The 11,938-nt window shown below is 42.2% G+C and carries 10 protein-coding genes; 6 read left to right on the top strand and 4 right to left on the bottom strand.

Annotated elements, in window-relative coordinates:
- Positions 1–33: 33 nt before the first annotated feature.
- Positions 34–2,052: an alpha-amylase family protein gene (locus FSB76_RS28395; protein ID WP_147059515.1), complete on the bottom strand. Its 2,019-nt coding sequence runs from the start codon at positions 2,050–2,052 to the stop codon at positions 34–36.
- Positions 2,053–2,449: 397 nt separating this feature from the next.
- Here FSB76_RS28395 and FSB76_RS28390 point away from each other — a divergent pair, with 397 nt between their 5' ends.
- The 4 genes from FSB76_RS28390 to FSB76_RS28375 all read left to right on the top strand — a co-directional run bounded on the left by FSB76_RS28390 (position 2,450) and on the right by FSB76_RS28375 (position 8,497).
- Positions 2,450–6,157: an ABC transporter permease gene (locus FSB76_RS28390; protein ID WP_147059513.1), complete on the top strand. Its 3,708-nt coding sequence runs from the start codon at positions 2,450–2,452 to the stop codon at positions 6,155–6,157.
- Between the two features lie 410 nt (positions 6,158–6,567).
- The gene (locus FSB76_RS28385; protein WP_147053445.1) at positions 6,568–7,083 is read left to right on the top strand and encodes a helix-turn-helix domain-containing protein; all 516 of its coding nucleotides are present in this window, start codon (positions 6,568–6,570) and stop codon (positions 7,081–7,083) included.
- A 1-nt stretch (position 7,084) separates the two neighbouring features.
- On the top strand, positions 7,085–7,615 hold the full coding sequence (locus FSB76_RS28380) for an IS630 family transposase (protein WP_225976314.1): 531 nt from the start codon (positions 7,085–7,087) through the stop codon (positions 7,613–7,615).
- Between the two features lie 78 nt (positions 7,616–7,693).
- On the top strand, positions 7,694–8,497 hold the full coding sequence (locus FSB76_RS28375) for a transporter substrate-binding domain-containing protein (RefSeq protein ID WP_147059511.1): 804 nt from the start codon (positions 7,694–7,696) through the stop codon (positions 8,495–8,497).
- 191 nt (positions 8,498–8,688) lie between these two features.
- Here the strand turns inward: FSB76_RS28375 and FSB76_RS28370 are convergent, their stop codons facing one another.
- Both FSB76_RS28370 and FSB76_RS28365 read right to left on the bottom strand, forming a co-directional pair.
- A complete protein-coding gene (locus tag FSB76_RS28370) occupies positions 8,689–8,913 on the bottom strand; it encodes a hypothetical protein (protein WP_147059509.1) in 225 nt (74 codons plus the stop codon).
- Between the two features lie 12 nt (positions 8,914–8,925).
- Complete coding sequence (locus tag FSB76_RS28365) at positions 8,926–10,341, bottom strand: polysaccharide lyase 6 family protein (protein WP_147059507.1); 1,416 nt, start codon at positions 10,339–10,341, stop codon at positions 8,926–8,928.
- 291 nt (positions 10,342–10,632) lie between these two features.
- Here FSB76_RS28365 and FSB76_RS32290 point away from each other — a divergent pair, with 291 nt between their 5' ends.
- Entirely contained in the window at positions 10,633–10,779 is a 147-nt protein-coding gene (locus FSB76_RS32290) for a hypothetical protein (RefSeq protein WP_158643006.1), read from the top strand.
- Between the two features lie 128 nt (positions 10,780–10,907).
- Positions 10,908–11,291 carry a LiaF domain-containing protein gene (locus FSB76_RS28360; protein WP_147059505.1) on the top strand — a complete coding sequence of 128 codons (384 nt, stop codon included), beginning with the start codon at positions 10,908–10,910 and terminating at the stop codon, positions 11,289–11,291.
- A 65-nt stretch (positions 11,292–11,356) separates the two neighbouring features.
- Here FSB76_RS28360 and FSB76_RS28355 read toward each other — a convergent pair whose 3' ends face one another.
- Positions 11,357–11,758, bottom strand: a complete 402-nt coding sequence (locus FSB76_RS28355) for a hypothetical protein (protein ID WP_147059503.1) — start codon at positions 11,756–11,758, stop codon at positions 11,357–11,359.
- Positions 11,759–11,938 lie beyond the last annotated feature (180 nt).

Here is an 11,938-nt window from a genome sequence, read left to right as displayed (position 1 = left end):
GAACGACAATATCCATTTGCATAAAAAAGTGATTTATTGCAGAACAGGCCTGGCGTTTAATACCAACACTTCAAATGGTTTAAGCGTTACCGTATAGGTATCTCCTTTAAACAGCGCCTTCGTTTGCCTGCCGTTAAGTTTAGCATTGTAAAAAAGGTAATTATGCCTGCTGTTTACAGGTAATTCAAAAACCTTCGGCACATCAACCTCAAATGATTTGGCGGTATCTGAGGGATTTCTTAAAGTAAGAATTGCTTTTTGGGGCGACCAGGCTGCAAAACCGTAAACATCACCTTTAGCCGGATCCCCGCCTACCCAATGCACATCGGGCATAATATCGGCATTTTCCCGCGACCATTTTATCGCGCTGGCAAGGCAGTCCCAATTTGCGGTGTTTAATTTATGGGGATTAATATACAGTTCCTGCAAACTTGTTCCCGATCCAAAAAACGACCAGATTTCATCAGCAATATCCTTATCGTTCATTTCAAAAGTGGCAGGTGCGCCATTATCGGCAATGCAAACGCCATGATACATCAGCGAGCTTATGGGATAAAGGGGGGCGCGCCGGACAATATTTTTATACACTTCGCCATCGCGGTAATTGAGCCATTGCTGCCTTTTACCTCCCTGGCCCTGTGTGTTGGTATCCCAGCCGTTTCTCCAGATCACGTCGCCATATTTAAGCCAGAAAGGCGATGGCCATGTACCTATTGTCATGCTAAAATAAAGGTCGGGCTTCACTGTGCGAAGCGATGCTACCAGCTGTAACAGCGATTCCATATCTGTTTGATATTCGGAGGTAGCGCCGGTTGATTGATCCCCGGCCCCTACGCCATCAAATTTAAACATCGACACGCCATATTTGGTAACAAAATTAGCTGCCGTTTCTTTAAACCTGCCGGAATAAACAGGTCCGGAGAGGGAGAAACCATGCGAATTAGTTTCAAAAGGGGGATTTTGTTTTCGGCCATACTGCAGCCTCTGTTCCTTTGCCTGCTCGTATCCGCCCCATGGCGACATCCAAACCCCCAGCGACGCATGGTATTTATTGGCCAGCGCTTTCATATTATCAAAACCTGCCGGGAAATTTGCTTTGCTGATTTGCCATAGTGTTTGATTATCGTCCCAGCCATCGTCAAATAAAAAGGCGTTTAAATTAAGGTGCCGCTTTATGGTAAGGCTATCGCCAAAGGTTTTAATACGATCAAGACAGCCTGCTTCAGTGAGTTTACGATCGGCCCATGATATATCATACCAGGAGTTATAATGAAGCATTTGCCGGTAAGGCACCGCCCTTTCGCGTTGCAGATAATACAGGAATCCCCTGCGCAGCTGGCCTTCGGGAGCAATTCCCCAAACCGTAGAGCCATTTAAATCTAACGTTGGTTCCTGGTGTTCAATATAGCTGCTAACCCACCCGTTACCGGTGCTGTACTTACTTATAGGGCTTTCAGAAGCAAAAAAGTAATTACCCGATACCATCGGCGAACCATCTACAATACCCGATGGCTTGCTGCCAGTTTCTACGGGGAATTTGATGAGTTTTAATTTACTTACCTTCAGCGAGTCTTTGAGGCTGTGAAAACTAAAGGCTTGTCTGATATAGTTGGAATTATCTTTTAAAATAGCTTCCCACATTACGCGGATACCATACTTTACGCTGAAAAGTTCTGCAAAAACCTCCACCCCATTTTCTTTTTCTGAAAGCTTAACAGCTTTTGAATTGCCTTTTGTCAACATTATTTTTGGAGGGGTACTTAATTGAAAATCGGCAGAGTTAATTACCGTGCCATCCTTAAGTTCCAGCTCAAACATGGGTGAGCCTTTTAAAGCCACCTGTTTATTGTTTTGGGCAACAAATTCGTTTATCGCAATCGTCTTTTTATTGGCAAGCCATTTTACCGACAAGCAATTGTTTTTTATAATCAGCAATCCCCTGCCCGATAAAGCAACTGCCTTTCCCGGCTTTACCCCCGACAGAAAAACATTTTGAGCATTACAAAAACCCGGCAGGGAGATACAAATTAAAAGCAATAGTTTTTTTAGCATGTTTGATAAATTACAGGGAAAACACAAATAATAATTTTGCGTGTGCGCACACAAATATAGATAGTAATTATTCTATTAAAAACAGACCGCAAGATATTAGCCTGTTTAACCCATCAAAAAAGGTGCACATGATGCGTTAATAGCCAAAACAATCGGTTGCGCTATTTTTTTTGGGGGGGGCGTATCAGTCTGTTGGATAAACCAATATCACTGATCACTTTTCGGGAGTTGAAACTCGACGGGAGTAAAAAAAACGGCTTTTACCAAACAGCTATACAAACCAACTGCACGACCCTGTGCCCCCGGGTTTACCATACTGCCCTATTTCATTCGATATAATTTTTTATACTTCAATAAGTTATAAGTTTGTAACAACGATTGCGTTTTAATATTTCAGATGGATACCTATACTTTCCATATCAATACCTACGACCTGGCTTTCTTTGCTTCGATATTTATCGGGCTCACTTTTATCCTGCTTTTATGGTTCACTAAAAGGATAAACCAAACGGCAAACCGGTTTTTGGCACTGGCAATGGTTACGATTGTTTTTTGGATAGCCAGGATATTGGGCATCGACATCAGGCTATCAGCTTATATTGCTAATTGGAGCCGGTGGCTACTACAATTTTCACTTGCTCTTGGTCCCCTTATTTTCTTTTACGTGCTTAAAATAACCCGGCCTGAATATAAATTCCGGTATAAGGATTTGCTGCATTTTTGTCCGTTGCTGCTGGAATTGGGGGCCCAGGCATTGGAGATTAGGGATAGTATAAATACTGGTGCAGCTACTTATGAAACGCCGGCCTTCAGGCAATTGAACCCGTTTTTGCAATTATTGGCGTTTGTTTCGGTTGCAATTTACCTTTACCTGGCACACAGGCAGATAGAAAGCTTTTACCGGCGGTTAAAATTTAACGGGGGCGACCGGTACCTTCACGAATTGCGCTGGCTGCATAACTTGCTGGTAGGTTTTGGTTTGTTGTGGCTGTTATGGATACCCTTTACCGCCGCAGATTATTTGTATTACCATCATCAATTCGGCGTAGATGCTCATCGCCCTCTTTATCTTCTTTTAGTAGTGATAATCATCTGGATGGCGGCGGCAGCCTATTTAAGAGCGGAGCCAGGCGTTCGGGCAGAATCCCCTTCATTTTTAAAACCACCGCTTCCTGCTGCAATGAAGCAAAAAGGCACCTGGCTAAAGAGGGCTGTACAAGCCAACCGTTATTACCAGGATCCGGAACTGAGTTTAAGTTTGCTGGCCGAAAAGCTTGATTTAAGTCCGCACGAATTATCCCGTATAATCAATACGGTGCTCAAAAAAAGCTTTAATGATTTCATCAATGAATACCGCGTTGCGGAGGTGATCCGGAAAATGCAGGACCCTGCTTATGACCATATCACCCTGCTGGGCATTGCGTACGATGCCGGCTTTAATTCCAGAACTACCTTTCACCGGATATTTAAGCAGCTGACAGGCAAAAGCCCGGCGGAATATAAAAGCGAACAAAAAAAAGGAATCCCATCTTATAACCTGGAACATCATCTGCAGTTTACATCGGTAATTTCGAACCATGAAATCACGCCGAAGTGGTTTCATCAGAAATTGAACCGCAACATGATGATAAAAAACTATTTTAAACTTGCATTCCGCGGATTTTGGAGGCATAAGCTATTTACACTGATAAATATTATCGGTTTGTCCATCGGTATAAGTGCTTTCCTGGTCATTTATCTTATTGTACATTACGATTTTACGTTTGATAAATTTCATAAAGACAGCGACCAGATTTACCGCGTTGTTATGAATATATCATCTCAGGGGCATAAAAACTATTCGAGTGGCGTACCTGCCCCTTTAACCGAGGCTATTAAAAGCCAGGCCACAGGGATAGAGGAAATTACGCCGGTATATACACTGTCGCCCCATTTTGTATATATCGACAAAGATAAAATTGCACAAAAGCGGTTTAAAGACCAGGACAGGATAACACTTGCCGACCAGCAATATTTTAAAATTTTTAATTATGTATGGCTTGCCGGCTCATCGCTGCACGCGCTTGATGCGCCCAGCCAGGTAGTATTAACATCCCGGCAAGCCAGGCTTTACTTCCCGTCGTTAACCTATCATGAAATGATTGGTAAGGTAGTTACCTATGATACTCTTAAAACAACCGTTAGCGGCGTTGTTGAAACACCTACTGAAAATACCGACTTTACCTTTCACGACTTTATTTCCTTTACTACCGCCACAACCGATAAAAGTTTAGCAACTGGGCTGCATATTAACACCTGGAATAACATCTTTTCGGGATCGGAGGTTTTTATAAAGCTGGCGCCGGGCACCCCGGCAACCGGAGTAGTAAAACAGATCAATACCATTTTCAGCAAAAGTAATCCTACCGATAAAGGAGTAAAAGGTTTTGCCGACAACGTGGAGCTGGTATTGCAGCCATTGAACGATATTCACTTCAACGCCGACTACAATATTTTTGATTTCTCATCGCCGGCCAGTAAAACATCACTTTACGGCTTATTGGCTATCGCAATCTTTTTGTTGTTGCTGGCATGTATCAATTATGTGAATTTGACAACCGCCCAGGCCGCCCAACGGGCAAAAGAAATTGGGATCCGCAAAACTTTGGGTAGCAGCCGGCTACAATTAGTAGTTCAGTTTTTAAGCGAAACATTTTTGATAACATTCTTTGCGGTATGTATATCGGTGTTACTTGCACCAATTGTTTTAAAAATGTTTGCCGACGTTATATCCCCCAATATTCATGCGAATATGCTACGACCGGATATTGTATTCTTCCTGCTGATTTTAACTATTGTGGTAAGTGTTTTGTCGGGTTTTTACCCCGCAATTGTGCTGTCGGGTTATAAACCTGTATTGGTTTTAAAAAACCAGGCCCAAAGTGATAGCAACAAAACCCGAAACGCGTGGCTCCGTAAATCGCTTACGGTTTCACAATTTGTTGTAGCGCAATTTTTCATAATGGCTACCATTTTAGTAAGTAAGCAAATTTATTATGTTTTACACAAAGATCTTGGGTTTAAAAAGGATGCCATCCTGGTTATCAGGGCGCCATGGAATGTCAGCAAGGTTAGCAGTAACAAAATATTGATGAATGATTTTCGGTTAATGCCTCAGGTTGCTCTTGTAAGTTTAGGTGATGAACCGCCGTCATCTGACACGTACAATAGAACGCAGGGTATTTATAACGATGGAAAAAAGGAAATAATAACAAGGGAAGTGGTGATTGAGCACGGCGACGAAAACTTTATAAAAGTATACCAGCTAAAATTACTTGCAGGCAGAAACATACAGGAATCTGATACCCTAAAAGGCGTTATCATCAACAATACCTATGCTAAGCTATTGGGATTTACTACCCCCCGCGACGCTGTTGGGAAACAATTGGGCGGCGGCTTTGCCCCGCGGGGCAAAACCGCAAATATTATCGGGGTGGTCGCCGATTACAACCAGCGTTCATTGCATTCGCCCATATATCCGTCAGCAATAATCCCGGCCGGCGGCAAATGGGGTATGATAACACTCCATGTTAGTTTGAAACCTGAAACCGCAGGCGGCAACGAGTGGAAAACCGCAATTGCAAATATGGGGAAGGCCTGGAAGAAGGTTTACCCCGACGATGATTTCGACTGCCATTTTTATGATGACACGATTGCCAGATTTTACGACGAAGAACAACACACATCAACCTTACTCAGCTGGGCAACAGGTTTCTCGATATTGATTAGCTGCCTCGGCCTGTTAGGGCTCGCCATTTACACCACCAATCAACGAACAAAGGAAATTGGCATACGTAAAGTATTCGGCGCAAGCGTTGCTCAAATAGTAGCCTTGTTATCAACCGAACTGATATCGCTTATTTTACTGGCATTTATCATAGTAACGCCGATTGCATGGTACGCCGTAAATAAATGGATGCAAAGCTTTGCCGACCACGTAGCTATTAGCTGGTGGGTATTTGTTGTCAGCGGCGCAGGGATGCTGCTAACAGGTTTATTTACCTTAAGTTTCCGAACCATAAGGGCTGGTATGGCCAACCCGGTGAAGAGTTTGCGAAATGAATAAATTTATATTGCCGGTATCTGTTCACATATTACGTGAAACTACTTATGACACTATTTTTTTGCAACCATCTTCGTCGGGCATGCTATAAGTACTTTTAGAGGCACCAAGTTTCAAACCCGCTTCTAATTTATTTAGGAGCGGGTTTCATTTTTACACATTGCTTTTCATCACGATAGCGCAATTTTTTGTGTTCGACCGTCGTGGACGTAAGCCGGATGGGCAACTTTAAAAGGCTACTACCTATTTCTTTCCCATCTGTCATGCTTAAATTTTCAGAATCTGCATCTGTTATAGCCTTATTTATACTGATAACTTTGCAAAGTTAATTCACATGGAACGCTGTTACATAAAGTCCATTAAATAATTACACAATAATAATTGTATCTTTATAAAAAGAAAGGAGATACAAAATGTCAAGGCCAGTATTAAAGGTAGAGAATTATGCGCCGGATGAGATAAAAGCAATGTTCCGGGACGATGAGCGTTACACAATAGGGATACGTTTGTATGCTGTCTACCAGGTATCCATAGGACAGCCAAGCAGAAAACTGGAAGAATTATATAATACCAGTTTTAAACAAATCACTAATTGGGTACATCGGTTTGAAAAAGAAGGCATAGACGGTTTAAGGGATAAGCCAGGCAGGGGCCGGACAGCAAGACTGAATGAGGTACAGCGGAACAGGATAGCTGATTTGTTGACAAAGGAATCGCCCGCAGGCCATGGTTATAACACCGCTACATGGACAGGGCCGTTGTTGATCGAATGGATAGCAAAGAATTACGGCCTTGTTTATAAGAAAGCCCAGATTTATAATATTATTAAATCATTAGGCTTTACCTATCAGAAAGGGCGGGGTTTATTCCCTGAAACGGATACACAAAAACAAGAAGCATTTAAAGTGGCATTAAAAAAAACTCCTTGAATTGCCCCCGGATAGTGTATTGCTTTACGAAGACGAGTGTTCGCTGTCCAACACGGCTACGGTAAGCTACGGGTGGTCAAAGAAAGGCGAACAACCTCAGATACCGTGTAAGCAGCGAAAAAGGGAAAGGCAAACTGTTTTCGGAAGTTATAATTATGATACGGGCCAAATAACGGTAAGTTTTGCAGATAAAGGCAATAGCCATACCTTTAAGAAACATCTGAAGAAAATACTGGCAACCTATAAAGGAGTATCAAAGATAATTGTGGTATTAGACAATGTAGCCTACCACCATGCAAAGAAAATAAACGCATGGATTGAAAGGCATCCGGTATTAGAATTGTTTTTCCTACCACCATACAGCCCTGATCTCAATGCAGTTGAAAGGGCGTGGTGGTATATGAGAAAGAAAATAACGCATAACAGGTATCTTAAGACCCTTAAAGAAAGAAAGGCTGCTTTTTGGAAAATGTTCTCTCATTTCCTAAAACCCAATATTGAACTAAAAACCGTTTGTGAAATTAATTATTAGACCTTATATAAGTAGTTCGCGGTCATTGTGAAATAAACCTTATAAATACAACAAGTATACAAGATAACAACAACCAAAATGGAAACAGAAATTTCGGAACCGGGTTCTTCATCAATCTCAGAACATTCACCTTTAACGTTGCGGAATAAAGACAAGAAAGTAAGAATCGCGTATATCGAAGAACCACCTTTCTATTGGACTGACGAAAACCATCACGTAAAGGGTGCCGACATCGAACTGGCCGAAGTAGTGCTGCGTGCAATTGGCATAACGTCCATCGAATATCAGCTTACTACATTCGATGAGCTTTTGCCAGGTGTCCAGGCTGGACGCTGGGATATGAACGTGCCCATTTTCGTAACACATGAACGTGCAAAGAATGTAGCATTCAGCGTGCCAGTTTGGTCACTTGGCGATGGATTCGTTGTGTATCATGGCAACCCTAAATCCCTGATAAGTTATGAATCAGTGATGATGCGTAGCGATGCGCTTCTTGGGCTTATTCCCGGCCAGGTGCAATTTGATGCTGCAAAGTTGGCTGGGGTAAGCGATAGCCAAATCGTGCTTTTTAACAACCAGCCTGCAGCTGTCGCCGCTTTGCTGGCCGGAAAAATTGACGCGTTTGCAGCAACAGCGGTTGGAAACCACGCAACTGCAAATGCCAACCCGGAACTGGAAGCAGTTCCTTTTACAAATAGCAAAGCTGGAAAAGCCCCTGTTGGCGCCTTCTCATTTAGCAAGAATAATCATGGTCTTCTACAAGCTGTTAATGAACAACTTCAAGAGTATCTGGGTTCGGCCGATCACCGTGCACGAATGGGAAAATACGGAATCACCAGAACCGAGATTGACAGTGTGGTTGCAGGTAAAGGCACCAAATAATACATCCGTTAAGAAAAGTCTGTATAAATGAGGCATAGTAATAACCATGATTTTATACCGACTTTTGTTCTAATATTGCAGGAGTGCAGTTTTATTGTTCACCTTTTTTAGAGTATTGTTTATCCAACGGATCAGCCTGTTTGAGAAACTATTTACGGCGTTGAGCCATCGGCTTTAAGCATGGCCACTATTTAACTTTTTAGGCTGTAGTAGTTGGAAATATCAGGATTTGCTTCTTTGCAGCACCGCCCGCCCAATAATGTCCAGTCGCCGTTTACCAGCTCTTCAATTTTATAACTTCTTATCCGCCGCTCCAGCACCTCGCTGAATTGATAAACCCACTTACTTGCTCTCTTTTGCGCAAATGAGTTAATGGCAATTAACCAGCATAGCATGAGCGCAGTACTGTTTTTCATTAATACGATTACTTAATGTTTAGCATTATAACCTACATCTGCAGCATCATAAACATGCGCCTTAACGGGCGCGGTGCTAAGCTCATCTGCCCCAATATCAAAGGGCGCAACGCGTGGCTGCCCATCCATATCAACGTTAACACCGGGATACGATGCTGTTGCATGATCAATGGCGGGGCTGCCAGGCTGAAGGTGATAAATACCTGGAGATGTTTTAACCAGTTTAGGATCAACTGTTTTATAGCCTTCGGCCGGTATATTGCCGGCATCTTTTACATTATACAAAATATTGCCTGCCCATTGCGGGTTGGTATATGGCCCCGAAATGGTGGCCGCCGGTCCTCCACCCTGGATAATATTATCGACTATGGCAACATAAGTGGCCCCCATTCCGTTCTTTCGTTCTGTTTGAATAATGTTCTGTTTGTTATTAATCAGGGTGTTAAATCCAATCATTATCCTATCGGGCCGGTCATGCGCGGTTAGCTGCGCACCATCGGCTACTTCACCGTCGCCATTACCTACTACAATTGCCGAACTGCAGTTTTCAAAATAGTTACTATAAATGAGGTGATCGTCGCCAAAAATGCGAAGCCCCGGCGTATTAAAAAAATAATTGCCGTAAACCAGGCTTTTGTTGCCATGTCGTAAGGTAAACTGTGCCGGGCAATCACGAATGGTATTATACCTGAGGGTTACCGCCGAGGCTTTAACAGAAATTAATTCATTCTCGCCCTCGCACCTTTCAAATAAATTATACTCAACTATACTATTACTTGATGATAAGCTAAACCCGCTTAAACCAAACTGAAGGGCTTCAGCACCATTTTTACCTCCCTGGCTGGCAAAGTTGTTAAAATAGTTATGGTGGATATGCAGTCTTTCGGCAATCTGTTTACCCTCGCCACGAATTGCGATAAACCGCCCCATGGCATTTTTATTTTGAAAAGTGTTATAATCAATTTCCTGGTCGCTGCCGGCCACGGTAAGTTCCTCGCCATCACCCGGGTTTTCAAAAAGATCTTGAGTAAATCTGCAATGGTTTGTACCTACGCCTGTTTTAGCGCGACCGGCCACGTGCGTAAATTTAAAGCCGCGAATAATAATGTATGCAGCAGGGTTGATGAGGCTAAAGCCACCCTGCCCGGTAATTTCTGCCAGGCCCAGGTGTTGTGCAGCGATGGTTATTGGCTCCCCTTCTGTACCTTTATTGTTCACAATAATATCTTCGGTTGTTGTGTAAACACCATCGGTCAGCAAAATTACGTCGCCCGGTTTAGCTACGTTAATAGCCTTCTGCAAACCGGCAATAGAAGATACCGTAACAGTAGCACCAAAAAGTACATTTGATGACAATAACAACAAAACAGCAAATACAAAAGCCAATCTGTTACTTTTTAAATAAACCTGGTGATACTTTTTAGCCATTATTGTAGATTTTTAATTGAGATGACAGTGCTAACATCGGCTTAATTTTTAATGATTTAATCACACAAAAAAGCTAATTAATATACTGAATTGACCTGGCAGTTGAGTTTATCCACCTGAAAAGATGCCACCCGCCGGTTACCCCCCCCCAAAAAAAAGCGATACAGCTCATGGTGCCCAGGGGCTCTTTACAAAATCATTTCACCAACTATTGTAAAAACCAATTACAATAAATAAATTTATGGTGTTGGCAATAGTGCCTGCATAATGAAAACCTTATAACTTATCACAATGGAAAAAGCACAAAAAGATATGCTTTACGGCGCGTTATGGTGCGTTGGCGGCCTGGTACTAACAATGGCCCATATCGGCTTTATATTTTGGGGCGCGATAGTTTTTGGCGCTATTCAATTTTTCAGAGGCGTAGCTAATTTATAAATTAACGGGGGTTGCGCCGTTTACCGACATATTTCCTGCGTTTACCGACAACTTTTACCATCCTGCAAACTTTCGGTTTCAGCGGCTATTGCTTTGCCTATTTTTGTTCGACAATTAGATCAAAGAATATGAACATTTTATCAGGAACCATGACCGAAAACACCGACGAAAGCTTTAATACCGCAACCATCTTCGGCGAGATAAAAAGAACTATCCTTTCAAAAGATTTTAAAGGCGGCAGTGTAAAAAACATGTTTGGCAATACCGAACTGGATTTTACCCAGGCCGACATTACAGGCAACGCTGTTGTTAACATATCGCAATTATTTGGGCAGGTAACCATAGCTGTGCCTGTAGATTGGCGGGTAGAAACCGATGTAACGCATATCCTATCGGAAATGGAAGACGACAGAAGCTACCTTGTAAGGAAACAACGATCAAATAAAATATTGACCCTGACAGGTCTTTCCGTTTTCGCTGCGGTTGAAATTGTGAACAGCCTGGAAGACTAACAATCGGTCTTCAGGCATAACACATAGTGAAACAAAGAAGATACCTTTGATTTTTATTCGTGGTATTAATGCTTCCACTCAACCAGTTTCTCATCTGGCGTATATTCAAAAACCTTTCTTTTCAAGGTATCTACATAAATCCAGCTATCACTAATAAACCTTTGGCCGTCGTCATCTTTAACGTCGTGGCCAATGTTGTAAACCAGGTAGTTTGCCGAATCAGTTTTTACTTCCTGGTCAAATAAAGCCTCTTCATGCACCGATAGATCTGTTTGCGACCGAGCTACCAATTCATTGTTGGAATGATGGATATATAGCGAAACTAATGAATCAACACTGATAGTATTCGCCCGTATTTGATTCTCTTTAATAATTTTATGTGGCGATTGTGCGGTGTATTGTGCTTTTTCAGGCCTGTTGCAGCCCATCGTCAATCCGGTCATAAGGTAAAGGATTCTCTTTTTCATTTTCTTGAATATACAAACATATTGCAATTGGCGTTTATTTGTTAAAAAAGTTATCTTACTTTTAAAAGCCTCACTAAATCTTATATTTGTTACCTATTATCAAAATGACACCAACAGCAAATAATAATTGGCAACCGCGCAGTATAAATTTATTGTAGCAGTTTCAATTATTCTTTATCG

The sequence above is a fragment of the Mucilaginibacter ginsenosidivorax genome (assembly GCF_007971525.1).
Lineage (GTDB): Bacteria > Bacteroidota > Bacteroidia > Sphingobacteriales > Sphingobacteriaceae > Mucilaginibacter > Mucilaginibacter ginsenosidivorax.
This window is presented reverse-complemented; position numbering and strand designations above follow the sequence as displayed.